We start from the raw sequence: 21,786 nt of genomic DNA on the forward strand, positions 1-21,786 counted from the left end.
TGTTATCAATTATAGCTGTTGGGGCATCATTAGTAACATAACCATAGACTTACGATTTTATGAACTCTTTTTTATCTCTTTTATAGAAGATCTTAATGTTTTGTGATAGCATCAATGATGGTATTCACATTATGTTCCATCATATCGAGATAAGTTGCTGCAGGGCCATTTTTGTTTGACAATGCATCAGAATAAAGTGTTCCACCAATTGTTAAACCTGTTTCTTTTGCAATCTGTTTTATGAGACGAGGATTAGAGATATTTTCAACGAATAGGGCCGTTGCTTTATTCGCTTTAATTTGTTTAATAAGTTTGGCTACATCGGCTGCGGTTGCTTCAGTTTCTGTTGAAGCACTTTGAGGAGCAAGGATAGTAAAACCATATTCCTTGGCAAAATAGCCAAAGGCATCATGAGATGTGATAATGATACGTTTATCTTTAGGAATGGTAGCAATTTTTGTTTTCAGGGTATCTTGTGCTATTTGAAGTTTTTGGATGTAGGTTTCGGCATTTTTTTTGTAGCTGGTGCAGGATTGTGGATCAATTTTACAAAAAGCAGCAGCGATATTCTTCACATAGATTTCAACATTGGGAATTGTTTGCCAAGCGTGTGGGTCAATAACGCTGTGATGATGGGCATTATGTTCTTGTTTTTTCATTTCGAGAGGGGGTATATTATCACTAACTTTGACAAGAAGTGCTTTTGTACCGCTTGCTGTGATAAGGCGGTCAATGAACCCCTCTAAATGAAGTCCGTTGATGAAAATAATTTGAGCATTTCTAAGAGCTTGAGCATCATGAGGGGTAGGTTCATAAGTGTGGGTATTCGCATTGGGACCTACAAAAGTGGTCATAGAGATATGGTTGTCTCCTACATTTTTTATGAGATCTGCAAGAATGGAAAAGCTCGCAACAACTTTGATTTTATTGTGTGCAGAAGCAGAAAATGGAGAAAGGGCAAGCAATAAAGCTCCAAGAAGAACAAATTTTTGAGCAAATTTAGGCACGTTTTTTTCCTTAAAGTGAGGAGGTATAAAAGAGGTGGGGAAACCATGCTACAATAAAGCCACGTGGACTTATCAAACAGGAAACAAGATAAATAAATCCTGCGGTAATGATGATAGCAGGGCCGGAGGGAAGTGAAAGATGAAAAGAAAGCAGGAGACCACCTACGCTAGAAATGATTCCAAAAAAAGTGGAAAGCGCGCAAATAGGGCCTAGCCGTGAAAACCAAAAACGGGCTGTAATGGCTGGAATCATCATAATGCCAACGGAAAGTAATGTTCCTAGTGATTGAAAGCCTCCAACTAGATTCAGCACCACAAGTCCAAGCAATGAAATATGAATATATTTACTTAATGGAGAGAGTGATTTAAAAAAGAGGGGGTCAAAGCTTTCTAAAACGAGTGCACGCCAAAAAATACAAAGGCTGCATAGTGTAATCAGCATTATAGTAGTGATTAACCAAAGGGCTTGTGCATCAAGTGCAAGAACCGATCCGAATAAGAGATGAAGCAGCTCAATTGTTGAGTCTTTCAGTGAGATAATAATAACACCTGCCGCGAGTGCAATAAGATAAAAGACGGTCATGGATGCATCTTCTTTCTGAAAGCTGTTTCGTGAAATCAAAATGGTTGCTAAAGCAACAATAATGCCAGCAAAAATACCACCAAGTGTCATAGATATAAGGGAGAAGCCGCAAATGAGAAAAGCAGTTGCAACACCAGGAAGAATGGCATGAGAGATAGCATCTCCTGTCAAACTCATTCCACGGAGCATCAAAAACACACCAACAGGACAAGCACTAATAGAGAGGAGAATAGAGCCGATAAGAGCGTTTTGCATAAATTGGAAATCAACAAAGGGGGCAAGAAAAAATGCATACACGTCTTATAACCTAAGAAAGAGAGGATCATTAATGAGAAGATTTTGTTTTTGTGCGCTAATAGGGAAAGAATTGGATGTGAGAGGTGGCATAACGTGATGAAGGGTGTTGTTTAAAAACTGTGTTGTTTCTCCATAAAAGGCGTTTTGTTGATCAATTTGAATCATTTGGGGAAAAAATTCTTGCACGATGAGAGGGTTATGGAGTGCTGTGAGAATTGTGCGTCCTTGCTGTTGCCAGTATGTGATCAGTGCAAGAAGGTCTTTTTGGGTATTATGATCTACACCATTGAAAGGTTCATCAAGCAAAATAATATTGGCATCTTGTACAATGATACGTGCAAAAAGGGCGCGTTGTAATTGCCCACCTGATAATGTTTCAAGCGAACGGGTGGCAAGTGCTGAGAGTCCAACCATTTCAAGCGCATTCTGAATCTTAGAATCATAAGGGCGTTGGTTTTTCCATAATCCACAAAAGGACCATAACCCTGTTTTGATAAGCGTTTTCACATCAATTGGAAATGTTTGATCTACATGACATTGCTGAGCAAGATAAGCAATGCGGCTTTTTTTTGGTTTTGTAATTTTTCCTTTAAGAGGTTTAATCAATCCGGCGATGGCTTTTAGCAGTGTCGATTTTCCAGCGCCATTATCACCTGTTATTGCAACCAATGAACCAGCTTTTAACTTTGCTGAAAAGTTCTTTATTGCTATTCTATTCCTATAGCCTAATGTTGTCTTATTGAAGTGCAGATCCATATTTTTTACCATCGTTGCTTATTATTTTGGAAACTATGTAATAATATAACGTTTGTCAACAAAATGTTATATTATTACATAGTTTTGAGTACTGAAAATTTTAGTGGGAAGATCGTGGAAAATTAAAAATAATAATTGAATTCACCTTGACGAAAGAAAGAGAGTATATACTATATATAGTATCAAAATGATTGGTGATTCTAAATAAGCACAAGAGAGGGTGTTAGTGTGTTTCGTTTGGTATCTAAGTTATTTCCATTATTGTAAAGAGTTTATTGGCCAAAGGTATAGCAGTATTTTTACTGAAGGGTCTCTTTTGGAAGGATTTCCTTTCGTTTTTGTAATTGATTTTTGCCGTAAAAGAGCAAACAGAGCTCTTGAAAAACGGTAGTTTAGAACATTAGTTTTTTAGACAGCAGGAGGGAATTGTAATGCAAGCAAAAGATTGTTTTATAACTAGGGGGCTTTGCCATTTAAGTTGTAGAATAATCGCTTATTCTCATCATAGTGTTTGAAGTTATTTGATGAGGAATTCTGTTATGTTCAGGAAGCTGTGTATTATTTGAAAATAACCACATGTTTTGCTTACAATTTCTATTTTTTGTTATTCTTGAGTACCTATAAAATTATTAGATTGACCTTTCAGGGTTGATTGTTTGGAATTGTGAAAGTTGAAGAAAATGTCGATCACTATTTATAGTAAACCATCTTGTGTCCAATGTGATGCTACACGCCGCGCTTTTGATGCAAAAGGCATTCATTATCGTGTTGTTGATATTTCTTGTGATGAACAAGCATACAGTTTTGTTCAATCTCTGGGGTATCGTCAGGTTCCTGTCGTTGTTTGTGGTGAAAATCATTGGTCTGGTTTTAGACCAGATATGATTAGTGGTCTTTGTGCTTAATGGGGCTTATTGTTTATTATTCGAGTGCAACGGGTAATACAGAACATTTTGTCTCGCAGCTTGGGCAACGACTCTTCAAAATTGATAAAAGAAAGCCTTCTGCATTGGTTGGTGAACCTTATGTATTGGTTGTTCCTACATATGCAGATGGCGAAGGAAGAGGGGCCGTGCCAAAGGCCGTTGTCCAGTTTCTTAATGAAGCTGAGAACCGCAAATTAATTCGTGGTGTTATTGGCGGTGGGAATCGTAATTTTGGTCGCTATTATAATTTAGCAAGTAAAATTATTGCTGAAAAATGTTGTGTCCCTTGCCTTTATCGTTTTGAGCTGCGTGGAACTGATGAAGACGTTATTTATGTAAAAAAGGGATTGGAAAGATTTTGGAAACAATTGGTATAGGACAATCGCAGAAATCGGATCAGGTTACTGATTATCATGCGTTGAATGCAATGCTTAATCTTTATGATGAAAATGGTCATATTCAATTTGATATGGATCGGCTTGCTGCGCGGCAATATTTTCTTCAGCATGTTAATCAAAATACAGTTTTTTTTCATAACCTGAAGGAAAAAATAGATTACTTAATAGAAGAAGGTTATTATGAAAAAGCTTTGTTTGAGCTTTATGATTTTTCTTTTATTAAAAAGCTTTTTAAACGTGCTTATGCATTTAAATTTCGTTTTCCTACCTTTTTAGGCGCGTTTAAGTATTATACCAGCTATACACTGAAGACTTTTGATGGGAAACGTTATCTTGAACGTTATGAAGATCGCGTCTGTCTTGTAGCTTTATATTTGGCACAAGGGAATAAAGCTCTTGCGGAAAGTTTTGTGGATGAAATTATTACAGGACGTTTTCAACCAGCAACGCCGACATTTCTAAATGCTGGCAAAAAACAACGTGGTGAATTGGTTTCGTGTTTTTTGCTACGTGTTGAAGATAATATGGAATCGATAGGTCGTTCGGTTAATTCGGCTTTGCAGCTTTCAAAACGTGGTGGAGGTGTGGCGCTTTGTTTGACCAATTTGCGGGAAGCTGGAGCGCCAATTAAGCAAATAGAAAATCAGTCCTCAGGTGTTTTACCGGTGATGAAACTCTTGGAAGATTCTTTTTCTTACGCCAATCAGCTTGGGGCACGACAGGGGGCTGGAGCTGTTTATTTGCATGCTCATCATTTAGATATTATGAAGTTTTTGGATACAAAGCGTGAAAATGCTGATGAAAAAGTTAGAATCAAAACGCTTTCGCTTGGTGTCGTTATTCCTGATATTACTTTTGAGCTTGCACGGAATAATGAGGATATGTATCTCTTCTCATCGTATGACATTGAGCGTGTTACAGGTAAACCCTTTAGCGATATTTCTTTAACGGAGCATTATCGATCCTTTGTTGATAATGCAAAGATTCGTAAAAAGAAAATAAGTGCACGCGTTTTTTTCCAGACACTAGCGGAAATTCAATTCGAGTCGGGTTATCCCTATATTTTATTTGAGGATACTGCTAATCGATCGAATCCGATAGCTGGGCGCATAAGTATGAGCAATTTATGTTCAGAAATTTTGCAGGTGAGTGAGGCGAGTGAACTGGAGACAGATTTAACGTATCGCACGATTGGAAGTGACATATCCTGTAATCTTGGATCCATGAATATTGCCAAAGCAATGGAAAGTCCTGATTTTGGACAGACCGTAGAATCTGCTGTTCGTGCTCTGACTGCTGTTTCGGATATGAGCAATATTGCTTGTGTACCTTCCATTGCGAAAGGCAATGCCGAAAGTCATGCGATTGGTTTGGGACAAATGAATTTGCATGGGTTTCTAGCGCGTGAGCAGATTTATTATGGATCTCCAGAAGCGATTGATTTTACCAATATCTACTTTTATATTGTGACATATCACGCCATACGTGCTTCCAATTTAATTGCGCGCGAACGTCAAGAAATATTTGCAGGGTTTGAAAAATCAGCTTATGCAGATGGGCGTTTTTTCGAAAAATATATTGAAAAAGAATGGAAACCGCAATTTGCGCTTGTACAAGAGCTTTTTGCACGGAACAATATTGTTATTCCAAGTCAAAATGATTGGCAGGAACTCAAAGATTTAGTTGTTGAGTATGGGTTGTATAATCGCAATCTACAGGCTGTTCCACCCACGGGATCTATTTCCTATATTAATCATGCCACTTCTTCTATTCATCCAATTGCTTCAAAAATTGAAATTCGCAAAGAGGGAAAAATTGGGCGCGTTTATTATCCCGCTCCTTATATGGATAATACGAATTTGAATTTTTACCAAGATGCTTATGAGATTGGGCCTGAAAAAATTATAGATACCTATGCTGTTGCAACACAGCATGTTGATCAAGGTCTTTCATTAACATTATTTTTTCCCGATACAGCGACCACACGTGATATTAACCGCGCACAAATTTATGCTTGGAAAAAGGGTATCAAGAGTATTTATTATGTACGATTACGGCAAGTAGCATTAAGTGGAACAGAAGTAGATGGCTGTGTTTCGTGCAGTTTATAGGAGATCATCATATGACAAAGATTACAACCAAAAATCCTGTTGTGTGTGCTGTTAATTGGAATAGATTACATGATGAGAAAGATCTTGAAGTATGGAACCGCTTAACTGGGAATTTTTGGTTACCTGAGAAGGTTCCACTTTCCAATGACATTCCCTCATGGTCAAGCTTAACGGATGAAGAACGTAAATTAACGATTCGTGTTTTTACAGGACTAACGCTTTTAGATACAATTCAAAACACTGTAGGAGCCATTTCGCTTCTGGCTGATGCGATAACAGAGCATGAGGAGGCGGTTTTGACGAATATTGCGTTTATGGAAGCGGTTCATGCACGTTCTTATTCCTCTATTTTTTCAACCCTTTGCTCGACCGTAGAAGTTGATGATGCATTTAGATGGTCGGAAGAAAATATTCATTTGCAGAAAAAGGCTAGATTAGTACTTGAACGTTATGAAGCAAATGATCCACTCAAGAAAAAAATTGCTTCTACTTTACTGGAAAGCTTTTTATTTTATTCTGGTTTTTATTTGCCCATGTATTGGGCCAGTCGCGCTAAGTTAACCAATACAGCAGATCTCATTCGACTGATCATTCGTGATGAAGCGGTTCACGGTTATTATATAGGTTATAAATTCCAATTGGGCTTTGCAAAGCTTGATGAAGCCAAAAGACAAGAAATTAAAGATTTTGCTTTTAACCTGCTCTTTGACCTTTATAACATCGAGTGCAAATATACTGAAGATCTTTATGATGCACTTGGATTGACGGAAGATGTTAAAATTTTTCTTCATTATAATGCTAACAAGGCTTTAATGAATTTAGGTTTTGAAGCTCTTTTCCCCCCTGAGGTTTGTCGTGTTAATCCCGCTATTTTGGCAGCTTTATCACCAAACTCTGACGAAAATCATGACTTTTTTTCAGGGGCTGGTTCTTCTTATGTCATTGGCAAGGCGGTTGCTACCACGGATGATGATTGGGAATTTTAATGTTTGCATGCAAATAGAAGTGCGCGGGGTATTCCACTGAGGTCTTTGCGCATTTCTAAACATTGAAAGCCATTTGTTTCAAACAAATTGCAAACTTCTTTTTCTTGAGAGTAACCAATTTCAACAGCGATAGTGCCGTTTTCTTTTAAGTGGTTGGCTGCTTCATGGGCGAGCTTACGATAAAAATCAAGACCATCTTTTCCACCGATAAGAGCGCGTAATGGATCATGTAAGCGCACTTCTTTTGCAAGTTTTTTGATATCTTTTGCGGGGATATAAGGTGGATTGGAAACAATGAAATCAAAGCGACCAGTGACAGAATTAAACCAATCGCTAAGAAGAGGTGTGAAGCGATGTATTACTTCAGCATTTTTTGCATTTTTTGTCGCTGTTTTAAGGGCATCTTCAGAAATATCGACAGCGACTGCATAGGATTGTGGAATGTGTTTAAGAATGGCAATGGCAATGGCGCCACTTCCTGTCCCCATATCAAGGAGTGTTATTTTTCTCGAATTTTCGACATATTTTTTGAGGAAAGGGAGAACAAGATCTATCAACGTTTCTGTATCAGGACGGGGTTCTAACGTCTCTTGAGACAAAGCGAAGGATATGCCATAAAATTCTCGTTCTCCTATAATACGGTAGACGGGTTCGCCTGCAATCCGCCGTTGGACAGCCTGTTCTATTTGTGTAATGTGCTCAGAAGATAGAGGTATATCTGGTTGAGAAATTCTTTCAGCAGCATTTATTCCTGTTATCCATTCAATGAGTATTTTCGCATCGAGATTGGCTTCAGAAATTCCTTTCATGCGCAATTTTTCTTGAGTTTGTTGGATGACATTTTTGAAAGAATATTTGTTCAATTATTGTCCATTTCCATCAGGAGTGCTGTTTGGTGATCTGAGATGAGTGCATGAATAAGTTCATCAAGATCTCCTTCCAATATGCGATCAAGCTTATACAGGGTCAGATTAATACGGTGATCCGTGATGCGTCCTTGTGGAAAATTATAGGTACGAATACGTTCTGAACGATCACCAGAACCAACTTGGCTCTTACGGGAAGCTGAACGTTCATTTTCTGCTTTTTGTCGTTCGATATCGAATAAGCGTGCCCGTAAAATTTGAAGGGCTCGTGCTCTGTTTTGATGTTGTGATTTTTCTGCTTGTACGACCATAATTCCTGTTGGAATATGCGTGATACGAACAGCTGAATCCGTTGTATTAACATGCTGTCCTCCTGCTCCAGATGCACGCATTGTGTCGATACGAATATCTTCAGGACGAATATCAATATCAATATCTTCAGCCTCTGGAAGTACAGCAACGGTAGCAGCAGATGTATGGATACGTCCACCTGTCTCTGTTTCAGGGATGCGTTGCACACGATGGACACCTGATTCATATTTCAATTTAGAAAAGACACCTTTTCCTGAAATGCTAGCAATAATCTCTTTATATCCGCCAACTTCCCCCTCACTGAGTGAAATAACTTCTACTTTCCAATGGTGAGCATGGGCATAACGTTCATACATGCGAAAAAGATCACCGGAAAAAAGTGCTGCTTCTGATCCACCCGTTCCTGCTCGAATTTCAATAATAGCGCTTTTTTCATCAGCAACATCTTTAGGCAAAAGCAGAATCTGGAGTTCTTTTTCAAATTTCTCTCCTTTTTTATATAACGATGGTAGCTCTTCCTGGGCAAGGTTACGCATCTCTATATCTGTTTGTTTATCGTTGATAATCGCTTCTAATTCTGTAATCTCTCCGTAAAGAGCATTTAATGCGCGTATAGAGGTAATAACGGGTTGTAGTTCTGCATATTCAGAAGCTAATTTGACATATGTTTCAGCATTTGGATTTGTTGTCATTTGGCTTTCAATTATTTCAAAGCGCTTTTCAAGCTGTTTCATACGATCTTGTGGCAAAGAAACCATGATAATATTGGCCTAATTTTTCATAATACAATTTTTATAATATTTTTTTGCAATGATTTTTTGTGATAATATCGGCAATGAATTACCGTATAGCATCATACAAAAAGAGGTAATAAAGCAATTCTTTTTTTTTGCCAATGAAAACTATTATATTTTAAAGGTAAATTTTTATAAAATTTGATTTGCCTGAGGTATTTTATCTAATGATATATAATCATTTTTTTAAGAGTTTTTTTTTCCGTAAAGTTCAAGGCGATGATGAATAATATCATAGCCAAGGGATTTTGCAATTTCCTCTTGCAGCTTTTCAATAACATCAGAATGAAACTCGATAACTTGTCCTGTTTCTATATCAATAAGATGATCATGATGTTGCCCATCTGCTTGCTCAAAACGAGATGGACCACCACTAAAGCTATGGCGATGAATTGTTCCATTTCCTTCTAATATTTTCATGGTTCGATAAACCGTTGAGAGTGAAATATTCGAATCTATTTTGTTTGCACGCTGAAAAATTTCAAATGCATTGGGATGATCATTTGTATCCGTCAAAATATCAAGAATAACACGTCGTTGACGTGTTACTCTTAAACCAGCTGTGCGCAATTCTTGCTCATAATTTCGCTTTTTATTCATTTGCATAGTTTACTTTTCAAACAAAGGCTCCATGACAGTGTTTGTATTTTTTCTCTGAACCGCAAGGACAACGCTCATTACGTCCAACTTTTCCCCATGTGGTTATATCGTTAGGGTCACGATCTTGTGGATTAACAAATCTATTTTCTTGTGATCGTGCCCATAAGGTTGGAGCATTTTCTTGACTTTGATCATTAAAGACGGATGAAACAGCATCCGTTTGCTCAGGCATGGTTGGTTCTGTGGGTTGTTGAATAATTTCGAAGCGCATAAGTTTAGAAGTGACAATTCTGCGCAAATTTTTCAACATACTTTGAAAGAGTTCAAATGATTCTGTCTTATATTCATTGAGTGGATCCCGCTGCGCATAACCACGAAACCCAACAACAGAACGCAAATGGTCTAAACTTACCAGATGTTCACGCCATAACGTGTCAATAGTTTCGAGCAACACTGCTTTGTGAAAATAAGCCATAACTTCTGGAGAATATCGTTCAGTACGATCATTTTCAAGTTTTGTAACAGCATCTGATACACGCTCTAGAATTTGCTCCTCGGCAATTCCATCTTCTTTTGCCCATTCTTCCACTGGAAGCTCAAGATTAAAGAGTTGTTGAAGCTCTTCTTCGAGAGTTTTTGCATCCCATTTTTCAGAATATGTCCCTGATGGAATATAAGCCTCTACGAGATCCTCTACGACTTCATTACGCATTTCAAGGATCATTTCTGATAAATCATCTGCATTCATGACCTCCATACGCTGTTCAAAAATAACTTTGCGTTGATCATTCATGACATCATCATATTTTAGTAGATTTTTACGAATTTCAAAGTTTCGTGCTTCGACCTTTTTTTGTGCTTTTTCAAGGGCTTTATTAATCCATGGATGGATAATAGCTTCATTTTCTTTCAATCCAAGTTTTTGTAGCATACCATCCATACGGTTGGAGCCAAAGATACGCATAAGATCATCTTGAAGAGAGAGAAAGAATTTTGAGCGACCAGGATCGCCTTGGCGACCAGAACGTCCACGAAGCTGGTTATCAATACGACGGCTTTCATGACGTTCAGTAGCGATAACGTAAAGCCCTCCAGCCGCTAAAGCTTTTTCTTTAAGTTGCTTGACATCTTTTTTTATTTCTTCAATTTTAGCTGTCCGCTCTGGACCTTCGGGGATATCCTGTAACTCTTGTCGAATACGCATTTCAACATTACCACCAAGTTGTATATCCGTACCGCGTCCTGCCATGTTGGTTGCAATGGTGAGAGCTCTAGGAACTCCTGCTTGCGCAATGATATATGCTTCTTGTTCGTGATAGCGAGCATTTAAGACTCTAAAATCGGTAATGCCTTCTTTTCGCAAACGTTCTGCCAATTGTTCTGATTTTTCAATAGAGGTTGTTCCAACAAGAATAGGCTGTTCTTTTTCGTGTGCTTGACGGATATCACGCACAATTGCCCGATATTTCTCTTCTGCTGTTCGATAAATCTCATCATCTTCATCAATACGTTGTATTGGCAAATTTGTAGGAACTTCGACAACGTCAAGACCATAAATATTTCTGAATTCTTCGGCTTCTGTTGTTGCAGTTCCAGTCATGCCAGATAATTTTCTATACATACGGAAGTAATTTTGGAAAGTGATGGAAGCAAGTGTCTGGTTTTCTGGTTGAATAGCAACATGCTCTTTAGCTTCTAAAGCTTGATGAAGTCCTTCAGAATAACGCCGCCCAGGCATCATTCGCCCTGTAAATTCGTCAATAATAACGATCTCATCATTGCGAACAATATAATCTTTATCGCGAGCAAACAGTTTATGAGCTTTTAGAGCATTATTGACATGATGAACGATAGCGACATTTTCTATGTCATAAAGACTCTCACCTTTAAGATGCCCAGCTTGTTCGAGCATTTTTTCAATTTTTTCAGTACCAACTTCGGTAAAGGTCGTTGTTTTTTGTTTTTCGTCTATTTCATAGTCTTCTGGAGTTAAGGCAGGAATAAATGTATCAATAAGGTTATAGAAGTCAGTACGATCTTCTAGAGGACCAGAAATAATAAGGGGAGTACGGGCTTCATCAATAAGAATCGAATCAACTTCATCAACAATTGCGTAATGATGTCCACGTTGGACCATTTGACTATGATCGAAGGCCATATTATCACGCAAATAGTCAAAACCTAGTTCATTATTTGTGGCATAGGTGATATCGCATGCATATGCCTCTCGGCGGGCTTCACTATCAAGATCATGAAGAATCACGCCTGTTGTAAGCCCTAGAAAACTAAAAATTTTCCCCATTGTTTCAGCATCACGACTGGCGAGATAATCGTTTACTGTCACAACATGAACGCCTTTACCTTCCAATGCATTGAGATAAATTGGTAGAGTTGCCATTAATGTTTTACCTTCACCAGTACGCATTTCAGCTATGCCGCAGTCGTGAAGGACCATTCCACCAATAAGTTGCACGTCAAAAGGACGCATGTCATAAACACGTTTTGCTGCTTCACGAACAGTTGCGAAAGCTTCTGGTAAGAGCAAATCAATACTTTCACCTCCACTAAGACGTTTACGAAAGGCATCTGTTTTTTGGTAAAGCTGCTCATCACTTAATTTTACGAATTGTTCTTCCAAAGCATTAATTTGTGCAACTTTTTGGCGGAGTGCTTTGAGGCGTCGCTCATGAGCTGAACCAAAAAATTTACGTGCAAAAACACCTAAACCGACCATCACTGGCCCTTTCTTTTAATTATTGTCACTTTTGTTGGGTAATTCATACGTTTTCCCCATTCTCTACATTTTCTTTAAGTTTTCTGATATCATTAGAGATATAATGAAATGCAGATGGTACCATTATACTTGCTGGTGTGCAATTTTCCATTTTAATTGTAACGTAGAGATAAGAGGCTAAGCGCGCTATGTCAACTTTAGGTATGCTATTTAACTGATACAATACAAAGTAATTGAAGATACAATATGTCATTTTTCTCTATGATCATGTTTTTCATTTGCATTAGATAGGGTTTTAGAAACTGAGATAAAAGAACGATTTTATATTTTTTACGATGAAATTACTAATTTATTTCTCTATATTTAAAGAATAAAGTGTTATGGTAAAGAAAATTGGAATCTTGAACCTGCCTTCACTTTTAAGGAGTATATTTATGAAATTCAACTTTATCACGCTGTTTTTAGCATCAACTTTATTGGCAAGTACAAGTTTAGGGGTGAAAGCTCAAGAAGGTGTGAATTCACCATCGAATGATTTAAAAACTTTGGAGAAAGCTTCTGAAAAAGCAATTTCTCCTTCTCATGTTATGGCAGTTATTGATGGGAAAAATATTACAGCAGGTCAATTGGATGATTTAGCACTTGAAATAAATCCTAATTTAGCACGTTTTCCTGATGAACAACGTCGTATGATGGTTCTAAAAGCTTATTTAGATATGCAGGCACTTGCAAAAGAAGCAAGAAGAAAAGGTCTTGATAAGACAGAAGCTTACGATAAACGTATGGCAGTCATGCGTGATAATGTTCTTCAACAGCTTTATTTTAAACAGACGATTGTTGACAAAATATCGGATACTGATTTGGAAGCTCTTTATAAGCAAGAAGTCGCTGCTTTACCTAAAGAGGATGAGGTTAAAGCGCGTCATATTTTGGTCAAAACGAGAAAAGAAGCAGAAGCTATCATTAAGCATTTAAATAAAGGCGAAAATTTTGAAGAGATTGCAAAGAAAAGTTCAACAGATGGTTCTGCTGCCGTTGGGGGTGATCTTGGTTATTTTAGCCATGGTCAAATGGTCAAGCCTTTTGAAGATGCCGCATTTGGTTTGAAAGTTGGCGAATACACAAAACAACCCGTTGAAAGTCCTTTTGGTTGGCATATTATTAAATTAGAAGATCGTCGTGTAAAACAACCGCCTGCATTTGATGATGTTAAAGAGATGTTGCGGACACAGCTAATAAAAAAGCGCTATCAAGAACTGATTGTTGATTTGCGTAGCAAGATAGATGTGAAATACCCTGATCCTAATGTTACAAAAATCATGGAATCGCTTCATCAAAATGGGACGCTGCTTCCCGATGAGACGTCCGATGAAGAAGATACGGAATAGCTAGGAAAATAAGTAGATAGCCTCTTTAATAGATAATTTGCTAGGTTGGTTTTGTTCAAAAAATCTAGCAGTTTTCTATGAGAGGTTATTGATCTGCAATCATTTCATTTTTTTATAGAAAGCATATTGTGGTTTTGAAAGTCTCTCCTTTGTCGCCTCAAAAGATCCAGGAGCTTTCTCCATTATCTGGTGTACGGATATCAACAGTTGAAGCTGGGATTAAATATAAAGGTCGTACAGATCTTCTTTTGATCATATTCGATGAGCCAGCGAGTGTGGCAGGCGTTTTTACACGTTCTAAATGTCCATCTGCTCCTGTAGAGCATTGTCGCGCATCGCTTCCTCATGGGGTTGCTAGAGCTGTTGTTGTAAATTCTGGAAATGCAAATGCTTTTACAGGAAGCAAAGGAAAGCACACAACGAATGAAATAATATATGCAGCAGCGAACGCTTTAAAGGTTAGAGAAGATGAAGTTTTTATAGCTTCCACAGGTGTTATTGGTGAGCCAATGGATGCCTCGGGTATTGTCAATCTTTTACCAGGTATGACAGAGACAGCAGAAGAGGGAAATTGGTTGGAAGCTGCAAAAGCCATAATGACAACGGACACATTTCCAAAACTTGCGACGCGCACTTTTGACTGTGGGGGAGAGCGTGTTACCATTAATGGAATTGCAAAAGGTGCTGGTATGATTGCACCCGATATGGCGACAATGCTGTCATTTGTGGTTAGTGATGCTACCATTTCTTCGGATGCACTCCAATCCATGTTATCAGAGGCAGTTGAGGGTTCTTTCAATTCAATTACTGTTGATAGCGATACCTCAACTTCAGATACGCTTATGTTGTTTGCGACAGGGAAAGAACATTTTCCCTGCATTAGATGTAAAACAGATCCGCGTTATGAAGTGTTCTCAAAGCACTTGAGTGCACTTTTGCACGAGCTCGCATTACAAGTTGTTTGTGATGGTGAAGGTGCTCGTCATTTAATTGAGGTTAATGTAATTGGTGCTACAACAAATAATGCAGCTAAAACTATTGCTTTATCAATTGCAAATTCACCGCTCGTAAAAACGGCTATTGCCGGTGAAGATGCGAATTGGGGACGGGTGGTTATGGCAGTTGGGAAGGCTGGTGTTGAAGTCGATCGTGATCTATTGACGATTTGGTTTGGTGAGCATCGTGTGGCGATCAATGGCGAACGAGATCCTGAATATTGTGAAGAGACAATAGGTACTTATATGCAAGGTAAGCACATCACAATTCGTGTTGATATCGGTTTGGGTAATGGTACAGCGACAGTTTGGTCTTGCGATTTAACAAAAGAGTACGTTATGATCAACAGCAATTATAGAAGTTAACGGATGCATTTTATATTTAACAGCTTATTATTTTTCAGAAAAAATGAAGGATGTAAGTTCTTTTAGGAGCAGGAGGGGTATGATAGATAAAGACAGTTATCTTTATGATCCCTATTGGGGAGTGATATGTGTATAAAAAGTTCCATTCTTCTTGTTGTTGCATGCGCATTGTTCGATCAGAATAATCGTGTTTTGCTAACTAAGCGTCCTGAAGGAAAATCACTAGCTGGTTTATGGGAGTTTCCTGGTGGCAAGGTTGAGCAAGGTGAAACTCCGGAAGCATCATTGATTCGTGAACTAGAGGAAGAGCTTGGTATTTATGTTCAACCAAATAATTTACACCCTTTAACATTTGCAAGTCATAGCTATAAAACATTTCATCTCTTAATGCCATTGTATCTTTGTAACCATTATGAGGGCGTTGCACAAGGACGAGAAGGGCAAAATTTAGAATGGGTTTTTATTAATGATCTTGATAAATACCCTATGCCTGATGCTGATAAACCATTGGTTCAGGTATTGAAAAATCACCTTCTTTGATGTGTTATAAGCAGGGAATATTGTTTAAATATAAACCAATATATTGAGTTATAATGATAATATAATTTTTTATGTTGCATGGGGAAGTCCAGAGTCGTAAAAAATTTTCTCATTTCAAAACTGTCTTATTTTAAATTAATCAAAATCATTCTTTTTCATGTTCCAAGCGGGGCGGGGCATGTTAAAATTATTTAAGAAAGAAATAAAATACGTGCTGAAAGAACACTCTCCACTAGCCAAGGGTTATCGCAACATTGAGAATTAGCAAAGTATATAATGATGCCTTTGCACGCTTTATAAGCATAAAAATGGTGGTAGATAATGGATTTATACTTTTCGCGATTATCATTGAGAGATTGTCTTGGATGCACTGAGAGATATTAGGAGTATTTATTTCATAAGATATCAATAATAGAAAAAATTCAAAAAATGCTTTAAAAAAGAACGCTTTGTGTTTATTATTAGAGATTGTTTTACATGACCAAAATCCTAATTATCATATGTAATACATATATTATATAATAACGTATTGTTTTGTAATCATAAGTTTTATTTTTCTTGATGTTATACGATTTCCCAATCAAAAAAATGTTCAATAACGTACGAATAAAAAGAGTGGTATGTAATTTAAAAAATAATTTTAAAAAAATAAAACATACGGTTAATGAATGATTAAATATAAAAGAAAACATGAAAATAAGACTTCTTAGAGAACTATATATCATACATATCTATGGTATGAGAGATGGAGAAAAAGCTACCTAGGTAAGTATATAAATAAGGAATATATTATTTTTGTATATTTAAAAAAACATAAAACTGAATAGAAAAGAAATAATAAATCTGCGTAGTAATCTTTATTTTCATTTTTTTATAATACGCTTATTTCTCTATTGACTTGTAATAAAGGTATTTGAAACAGTGAAATATGATAATATTAAGAACTCTTATTTAAGTTATGTAATACGATTTATAATTGACTATATGATATTTTAATGAAAGTTCTTCAGTAAGACGGTCGATTAGTTTTCTCAGTATTTAAAGATAGGCGAATATTGATAAAGATTTCTAAATGAATATGAATTTTAAGAAAAGATCAAAAATGTTGCTTTTGATTAAGAGGAGCGCGTTCTTTACGTAATGTAGAGCGGCATTGTGCTGCGTATTCACGAGCTTGTTTAAAAGAGGCATTTCGCAATGCTCCAAAACCCGTTTCGTGCCGCACTAGTAAATGGTATAACGTTAAAGCTCCCATGGAAATATGGAAATAATGTAAAATCTATTGAGCATACTATCTTTACGCTTACGAAGGAGTAAGTTGGTCCCAATGTTATTATGATAGCTCTTGGCATTTGAGAACCTTCATAAGGGATATTTTTACTTATACATCAATTTTGCTTGTGATGAACAAGCAAGCGATTTTGATTGATTCAACATAAAAACCGATTTGAAATGAGAGAATTTTACGATATTTAGAATGCTTGACACAGAGTAAATAATGGATAATTATCCTTATAAATCAATCTATTGTATAATAAAAAAACATTCAATTAATTTTTTATAGGAGGCATGTATTAAATTTCTTGAATTGGGCGACGTTTTGCAATGGGGTATTGATTTTTTTTAGCGATACGCGTAATTGCTTCTTCCAATGGCTCGATCATAACGTCCATAGAAAAACCATTAGCGTGAATAATATTTTCATGATCAATCATAATAGCCACATGACCTTTCCAAAAAATTAAATCACCTCGTTGAAGTTTATCAGTGTCTGTAAGAAGCTTGCCTACAGTTTCTTGCTGCATATCGGTGTCTCGTAAAACTATTTGATCGGTCATCATCATAGAGAGCTGAATGAGTCCCGAACAATCAATTCCAAAACCGCTGATACCACCCCAAAGATAAGGTGTACGGATAAAGGTTTCTGCAACTGTGACATAATCTTTATATACGCGTCCAATGGGGCTGAGATGGCTCGTAATGATTGCTGTTCCATTTTCAAGAATAGAATACGTTGTATCACGGACTTCAATTTCATCAACAACACTGACTTTGCTTCCCATAGATAAAGGGGAGCTTATCGGTCCACGTAAGTCAGCGTGTAAATATTTAAATGTGCGTGGTACTGAAACCACATGTGTTTGTTTTATGGTTGATGAACAAAGAACTTTTGTATCAATATAACCGACATAACCATCCTTGAGTGATTGCCCCCACGACATCGTTTCCCCTTGTTCAAAAATGAGAAGCTCTTCTCCGAATAAGCATTCTGTTTGTCTTTCACTGTTTTTACTATTTTCTTTAAAAAGTCCGGCGACCGCGGTATTAACACGTCTTTTTTTACCTTGAACAAAGCGCTGAGCTGTAATTTCTGTTTCAAGACGTTGATCTGCTAGATCATCTCTGAATGCATAAAGCCTTGGGTCTTTAGAGATCATTTTTTTGCTTTCCATTTTTGGGCATCTCACCTTTAAGAAGACTCACGAAAACTGTCTTGGTAAGATTTTTATCTTCCAATAAAACCAAGAACACAGTGTAAGACCAATTATTCTTTAAGCTGCAAAATTGTCCATTTTTGTGGATATTTGTGTCAAAACTCATTTTTAAAAATATTATAAAGGGCACGGATAGTTTGTGCTGATCCACCAATAGGGTATCCTGGTTTTTCTTTTGGAACCCATCCATAAAGGTCAAAATGCGCAAAATGTTCAGTTTTTTCAACAAAAGAATTAAGAAATAAAGCAGCGATTATAGAGCCAGCAAAGCTATTTCCAGTTACATTGTTAAGGTCAGCAATTGGTGATGATAACATCTCTTGGTAAGGTTTCCAAAGGGGCATTTGCCAAAGAGGATCAAAAACAGCGTGAGCAGATTCAGAAATTTGTTGTGCCCATAGTGAATCATTACAATAAAATGCCGGAAGATCTGGTCCTAATGCTGTGCGTGCTGCTCCTGTTAAAGTAGCCATGCAAAGCATGAATTGTGGACTTTCTTCATCACCATAGGCGAGTGCATCGGCAAGGACAAGTCGCCCTTCAGCATCTGTATTACCTACTTCAACACTTAAACCTTTACGACTTTTGAGAATATCACCTGGTCGGTAAGCATTCGCAGAAATTGCATTTTCTACAGCTGGAATCAAAACGCGTAGACGGAAAGGTAATTTTGCATCCATGATAAGTTTAGCCAATCCCAAAACGTTTGCTCCACCCCCCATGTCTTTTTTCATAAGCAACATGTTATTGGCTGATTTAATATCGAGTCCTCCAGTATCAAAAGTTACGCCTTTGCCCACCAACGTTATTTTAGGATGATGTTCTTGGCCCCAGAGTAACTCAATCAGTCGTGGTGGAGTACTGCCTGCTCGTCCTACGGCATGAATCATCGGAAAGTTATGGGTTAAGAGATCATCTCCACAAATACTTTGGACATGAGCACCATAAATTTTTCCTAGTTGTCGTACTTCTTTTTCGAGAGTATCAGGGTTCATATCATTGGCTGGAATATTAATGAGATCACGGACAAAGAAGACAGCTTCATAAATTCGTTGGAGTTCATTAAGATCAATTGCCTCATTGACATGGATAGATAATGATTTGAAAGAAGAATTTTGACGATAGCGATTAAATTTATAACTGCCGAATGCTAATCCAAGATAGGTATTTATTTCATCAGAGTTTGTACCTTCTAAATGCCATTGACCAGCAGGAAGTTTTTGAGCAAGAACTCCTGTGATAAAAGGATCGTTACCATTGCCAATTCCAAATAAAACTTTTTTTAAATGCCCCGTTTCGTGAGGAATAAAGAGTATTTGTCCTGCTTTACCAGTAAAGTCATTAACTTTTATCCATGCTGTTGTTGACGCATCAAGTGATAAGTTGGCAAGAGTTCTTTGGTTTACCAAGATGATAGGGCAACTGTTATCGATACGCGTTGAGGTAAAATGAATGGGGTGGTGGTGCATAGTTATGAGATCCTTATAGTCGTCTAAGTGCGACATATTCGACCAAATGATTTTTTCCCTTTCGTAGAATGAGATTGGACCTTGGTCGTGTTGGCAATATATTTTCTTGTAAATTTTTTAAATTAATCGTTTGCCAAAGATCCTCAGCAATTTTTGAGGCTTCTTTTTCATTGAGGTGGGCATAACGATGAAAATAGGATTCAGGATTTTGGAAAGCTGTTTTACGCAAACGTTTAAAACGTTCCAAATACCAGTGACGAATGACTTCTGTTTCAGCATCGACATAAATTGAAAAATCAAAAAAATCAGATACGAAAGGAATGGCTTTCCCATCTTTAGGAAGATCACTGACCTGTAATACATTAATACCTTCAACAATTAAAATATCAGGATGGTCAATGGCAATTGTCTGGTTTTCTAGAACATCATAGGTCATATGTGAGTAAAGCGGAGCACGAATATTTCCGACACCTGCTTTTATAGCAGAAAGAAAGCATAGCAATTTTTTAATGTCATAAGAATCAGGAAATCCTTTACGATTCATACGATTTTTTTGCTGTAAGATTGCGTTAGGATAGAGAAAACCATCCGTTGTGATCAGATCAACTTTAAGACTAGATGTCCAACGTTTCAATAGTTCTTGAAGAATGCGAGCAGTGGTTGATTTTCCTACTGCTACAGAACCAGCAATTCCAATAATAAAAGGCGTTTTCCTCATCTCTTCTTGATGGAGAAACTTCTGACGTTTGTGAAAAAGTTCCTGTACGGCTTCAACATGGCATGATAACAAACGCGATAAAGAAAGATAAATGCGTTGAACTTCCTCAAGATCGATAGGATCATCCATAGAGCGTAAACGCTTAATTTCATCAAAAGTCAAAGTAAGAGGTGTATCTGCACGAAACTCTGACCATTGTTGTGCAGTAAAGACACGGTAGGGTGAATATCGGTCAGAAACGGATTTGACCAGATTATCTTTCTGATTAATTTTTTGTATAGTCGTATCAATCATTTGTATTGGTCGAGAATTTTTTTGCCGCAGCAATCGATTAAGAACGGACATGTGAACGGCTTTGTATTCAAGTAAATTTTGTTTTTCATGCTCTCTTCTTCAAGATAATAGGTCATTTTTTGTTAGCTTATCGTCCAGTCATTCCAATCTACACGGATTTGTTCCAATGAATACCCTTGCGCCAAAAAAGCCCATAAAAGTAGACGCGCTTTTACGGCTGATAAATAACCAGACATGAGCGCACCAGAAGCAATCATATCGATTTCTGAGCCTTTATAGCCATAAGTTATACGAGTTGTGGAGCCATTACAACAACGACTAGCAATAATGATTGGTATTTTTTGTGCATATTGTTGTACGAGGTCTGCCGCTTGAAAACTACAGTGTCCTGCACCAAAACCGGCGATAACAAGCCCAGCATAATACCCACTTTCGAGGCAGAGTTTCATTAATTGTGCATCAGAAGATAAAGAGGAATAGAGGAGTGCAATTTGATGATCATGGTTTTGGGGAAAATCAAACGTTTTTGGGAAAAATTTTCGATCATTGAAATAAATAAGTTTTCCCTCTAAAATAGTTCCTAAAACACCTGCAAGACCTGATTGAAATGTTTCGACTTTGACGGTATGGCTTTTATAGAGCCAATAAGGTGAATGAATTGTATCATTGATGACAACGAGAACGCCTCTGTTACGACTTTGTGGGGCTGCCGCAACGCGAGTGGCTGCTAAAATATTAGCTGGGCCATCGGCTCCCGCTTCATGAGGCATGCGCATAGCACCGGTTATGATGAGAGGTTCAGCTTCTTTCCAATAAAGAGAAAGAAAAAAAGCTGTTTCTTCCAGAGTATCAGTCCCTTGTGTTAAAACAATACCTTCTGCACCAGCGTTTATTTGTTGTTTTGCCCACTTAATTATTTCAAAAAGCATTTGAAACGATAAAGATCCACTTGGTATTTGCATTAATGTTTGTGCATGAATATCAGCAACGTTATTTAAAGCAGGAACACTTTTTATGAGGTTATCTGAAGTTAAAGTTGGTTGCATGTGACCAAAACTATCAGCCGTCATTGCAATTGTTCCACCTAAGGTCCCTATGGCTATTTTTTTCATAATTTTCCTCTAAAAAGCACAAACTGTTTATATAAAGCT

The 21,786-nt window shown here is 37.3% G+C and carries 18 protein-coding genes; 7 read left to right on the plus strand and 11 right to left on the minus strand.

Translation table 11 applies throughout. The annotated features are described in order from the left end of the window. Nucleotides 1–92: 92 nt before the first annotated feature. Genes ACFIN0_RS03800 through ACFIN0_RS03810 form a run of 3 tightly spaced genes read right to left on the minus strand, consistent with a single transcriptional unit; the run spans nt 93 to nt 2,643 of the window. Entirely contained in the window at nt 93–1,007 is a 915-nt protein-coding gene (locus ACFIN0_RS03800) for a metal ABC transporter solute-binding protein, Zn/Mn family (RefSeq protein ID WP_375701947.1), read from the minus strand. A 10-nt stretch (nt 1,008–1,017) separates the two neighbouring features. Further along, nucleotides 1,018–1,887 carry a metal ABC transporter permease gene (locus ACFIN0_RS03805; RefSeq protein ID WP_375701948.1) on the minus strand — a complete coding sequence of 290 codons (870 nt, stop codon included), beginning with the start codon at nt 1,885–1,887 and terminating at the stop codon, nt 1,018–1,020. Nucleotides 1,888–1,890: 3 nt separating this feature from the next. Further along, a complete protein-coding gene (locus tag ACFIN0_RS03810; protein WP_375615158.1) occupies nt 1,891–2,643 on the minus strand; it encodes an ABC transporter ATP-binding protein in 753 nt (250 codons plus the stop codon). A gap of 680 nt (nt 2,644–3,323) precedes the next feature. Between ACFIN0_RS03810 and nrdH the strand changes: the two genes are divergently transcribed. The 4 genes from nrdH to nrdF are packed head-to-tail and all read left to right on the plus strand — an operon-like array spanning nt 3,324 to nt 7,064. Next, nucleotides 3,324–3,548: a glutaredoxin-like protein NrdH gene (gene nrdH / locus ACFIN0_RS03815; RefSeq protein WP_005774163.1), complete on the plus strand. Its 225-nt coding sequence runs from the start codon at nt 3,324–3,326 to the stop codon at nt 3,546–3,548. Next, nucleotides 3,548–3,946 (plus strand): class Ib ribonucleoside-diphosphate reductase assembly flavoprotein NrdI, encoded by a 399-nt coding sequence (gene nrdI, locus ACFIN0_RS03820; protein WP_375611835.1) that lies wholly within the window; start codon nt 3,548–3,550, stop codon nt 3,944–3,946. The genes nrdH and nrdI overlap by 1 nt, the downstream gene beginning before the upstream one ends. Then, nucleotides 3,928–6,078, plus strand: coding sequence for a class 1b ribonucleoside-diphosphate reductase subunit alpha (nrdE, locus tag ACFIN0_RS03825; RefSeq protein WP_375606768.1), 2,151 nt, complete (start codon nt 3,928–3,930; stop codon nt 6,076–6,078). Before nrdI ends, nrdE begins: the two co-directional genes overlap by 19 nt. An 11-nt stretch (nt 6,079–6,089) precedes the next feature. Beyond that, nucleotides 6,090–7,064, plus strand: a complete 975-nt coding sequence (gene nrdF / locus ACFIN0_RS03830) for a class 1b ribonucleoside-diphosphate reductase subunit beta (protein ID WP_273722534.1) — start codon at nt 6,090–6,092, stop codon at nt 7,062–7,064. Here nrdF and prmC read toward each other — a convergent pair. The 4 genes from prmC to secA form a co-directional block, all read right to left on the minus strand. Next, entirely contained in the window at nt 7,061–7,927 is an 867-nt protein-coding gene (prmC, locus tag ACFIN0_RS03835) for a peptide chain release factor N(5)-glutamine methyltransferase (RefSeq protein ID WP_375701949.1), read from the minus strand. The two genes, nrdF and prmC, sit on opposite strands and share 4 nt — an antisense overlap. After that, complete coding sequence (prfA, locus tag ACFIN0_RS03840; protein ID WP_375701950.1) at nt 7,924–9,000, minus strand: peptide chain release factor 1; 1,077 nt, start codon at nt 8,998–9,000, stop codon at nt 7,924–7,926. Before prfA ends, prmC begins: the two co-directional genes overlap by 4 nt. A 222-nt stretch (nt 9,001–9,222) precedes the next feature. Then, entirely contained in the window at nt 9,223–9,642 is a 420-nt protein-coding gene (locus ACFIN0_RS03845) for a Fur family transcriptional regulator (protein WP_375606771.1), read from the minus strand. A gap of 10 nt (nt 9,643–9,652) precedes the next feature. After that, nucleotides 9,653–12,370 (minus strand): preprotein translocase subunit SecA, encoded by a 2,718-nt coding sequence (secA, locus tag ACFIN0_RS03850; RefSeq protein WP_375610553.1) that lies wholly within the window; start codon nt 12,368–12,370, stop codon nt 9,653–9,655. A gap of 434 nt (nt 12,371–12,804) precedes the next feature. Between secA and ACFIN0_RS03855 the strand changes: the two genes are divergently transcribed. The 3 genes from ACFIN0_RS03855 (at nt 12,805) to mutT (ending at nt 15,659) form a co-directional block, all read left to right on the plus strand. Then, a complete protein-coding gene (locus ACFIN0_RS03855) occupies nt 12,805–13,758 on the plus strand; it encodes a peptidylprolyl isomerase (protein ID WP_375701951.1) in 954 nt (317 codons plus the stop codon). Nucleotides 13,759–13,886: 128 nt separating this feature from the next. Further along, a complete protein-coding gene (argJ, locus tag ACFIN0_RS03860; protein ID WP_375701952.1) occupies nt 13,887–15,119 on the plus strand; it encodes a bifunctional glutamate N-acetyltransferase/amino-acid acetyltransferase ArgJ in 1,233 nt (410 codons plus the stop codon). Nucleotides 15,120–15,245: 126 nt separating this feature from the next. Continuing rightward, nucleotides 15,246–15,659 carry an 8-oxo-dGTP diphosphatase MutT gene (gene mutT, locus ACFIN0_RS03865; RefSeq protein WP_375701953.1) on the plus strand — a complete coding sequence of 138 codons (414 nt, stop codon included), beginning with the start codon at nt 15,246–15,248 and terminating at the stop codon, nt 15,657–15,659. A gap of 1,574 nt (nt 15,660–17,233) precedes the next feature. Here the strand turns inward: mutT and ACFIN0_RS03870 are convergent. The 4 genes from ACFIN0_RS03870 to ACFIN0_RS03885 form a co-directional block, all read right to left on the minus strand. Then, on the minus strand, nt 17,234–18,097 hold the full coding sequence (locus ACFIN0_RS03870) for an NlpC/P60 family protein (protein WP_375701954.1): 864 nt from the start codon (nt 18,095–18,097) through the stop codon (nt 17,234–17,236). Between the two features lie 152 nt (nt 18,098–18,249). After that, a complete protein-coding gene (locus ACFIN0_RS03875) occupies nt 18,250–19,623 on the minus strand; it encodes a M17 family metallopeptidase (protein ID WP_375701973.1) in 1,374 nt (457 codons plus the stop codon). Nucleotides 19,624–19,636: 13 nt separating this feature from the next. Further along, nucleotides 19,637–20,635 carry a type I pantothenate kinase gene (gene coaA, locus ACFIN0_RS03880; RefSeq protein WP_375606822.1) on the minus strand — a complete coding sequence of 333 codons (999 nt, stop codon included), beginning with the start codon at nt 20,633–20,635 and terminating at the stop codon, nt 19,637–19,639. Between the two features lie 122 nt (nt 20,636–20,757). After that, on the minus strand, nt 20,758–21,747 hold the full coding sequence (locus ACFIN0_RS03885; RefSeq protein WP_375701955.1) for an asparaginase: 990 nt from the start codon (nt 21,745–21,747) through the stop codon (nt 20,758–20,760). Between the last annotated feature and the right edge of the window lie 39 nt (nt 21,748–21,786).

Origin of the sequence: Bartonella sp. AA89HNZF, from assembly GCF_042196905.1 — a bacterium.
In the GTDB taxonomy this organism is placed as follows: domain Bacteria; phylum Pseudomonadota; class Alphaproteobacteria; order Rhizobiales; family Rhizobiaceae; genus Bartonella.

What these genes read in the sequence shown, in the direction of transcription:
- ACFIN0_RS03810 (WP_375615158.1), bottom strand. Translation starts at nt 2,643, where the DNA reads ATGGATCTGCACTTCAATAAGACAACATTAGGCTATAGGAATAGAATA.
- nrdH (WP_005774163.1), top strand. Translation starts at nt 3,324, where the DNA reads ATGTCGATCACTATTTATAGTAAACCATCTTGTGTCCAATGTGATGCT.
- nrdI (WP_375611835.1), top strand. Translation starts at nt 3,548, where the DNA reads ATGGGGCTTATTGTTTATTATTCGAGTGCAACGGGTAATACAGAACAT.
- nrdF (WP_273722534.1), top strand. Translation starts at nt 6,090, where the DNA reads ATGACAAAGATTACAACCAAAAATCCTGTTGTGTGTGCTGTTAATTGG.
- prfA (WP_375701950.1), bottom strand. Translation starts at nt 9,000, where the DNA reads ATGGTTTCTTTGCCACAAGATCGTATGAAACAGCTTGAAAAGCGCTTT.
- ACFIN0_RS03845 (WP_375606771.1), bottom strand. Translation starts at nt 9,642, where the DNA reads ATGCAAATGAATAAAAAGCGAAATTATGAGCAAGAATTGCGCACAGCT.
- secA (WP_375610553.1), bottom strand. Translation starts at nt 12,370, where the DNA reads ATGGTCGGTTTAGGTGTTTTTGCACGTAAATTTTTTGGTTCAGCTCAT.
- ACFIN0_RS03855 (WP_375701951.1), top strand. Translation starts at nt 12,805, where the DNA reads ATGAAATTCAACTTTATCACGCTGTTTTTAGCATCAACTTTATTGGCA.
- mutT (WP_375701953.1), top strand. Translation starts at nt 15,246, where the DNA reads ATGTGTATAAAAAGTTCCATTCTTCTTGTTGTTGCATGCGCATTGTTC.
- ACFIN0_RS03870 (WP_375701954.1), bottom strand. Translation starts at nt 18,097, where the DNA reads ATGATCTCTAAAGACCCAAGGCTTTATGCATTCAGAGATGATCTAGCA.
- ACFIN0_RS03875 (WP_375701973.1), bottom strand. Translation starts at nt 19,623, where the DNA reads ATGCACCACCACCCCATTCATTTTACCTCAACGCGTATCGATAACAGT.
- coaA (WP_375606822.1), bottom strand. Translation starts at nt 20,635, where the DNA reads ATGATTGATACGACTATACAAAAAATTAATCAGAAAGATAATCTGGTC.
- ACFIN0_RS03885 (WP_375701955.1), bottom strand. Translation starts at nt 21,747, where the DNA reads ATGAAAAAAATAGCCATAGGGACCTTAGGTGGAACAATTGCAATGACG.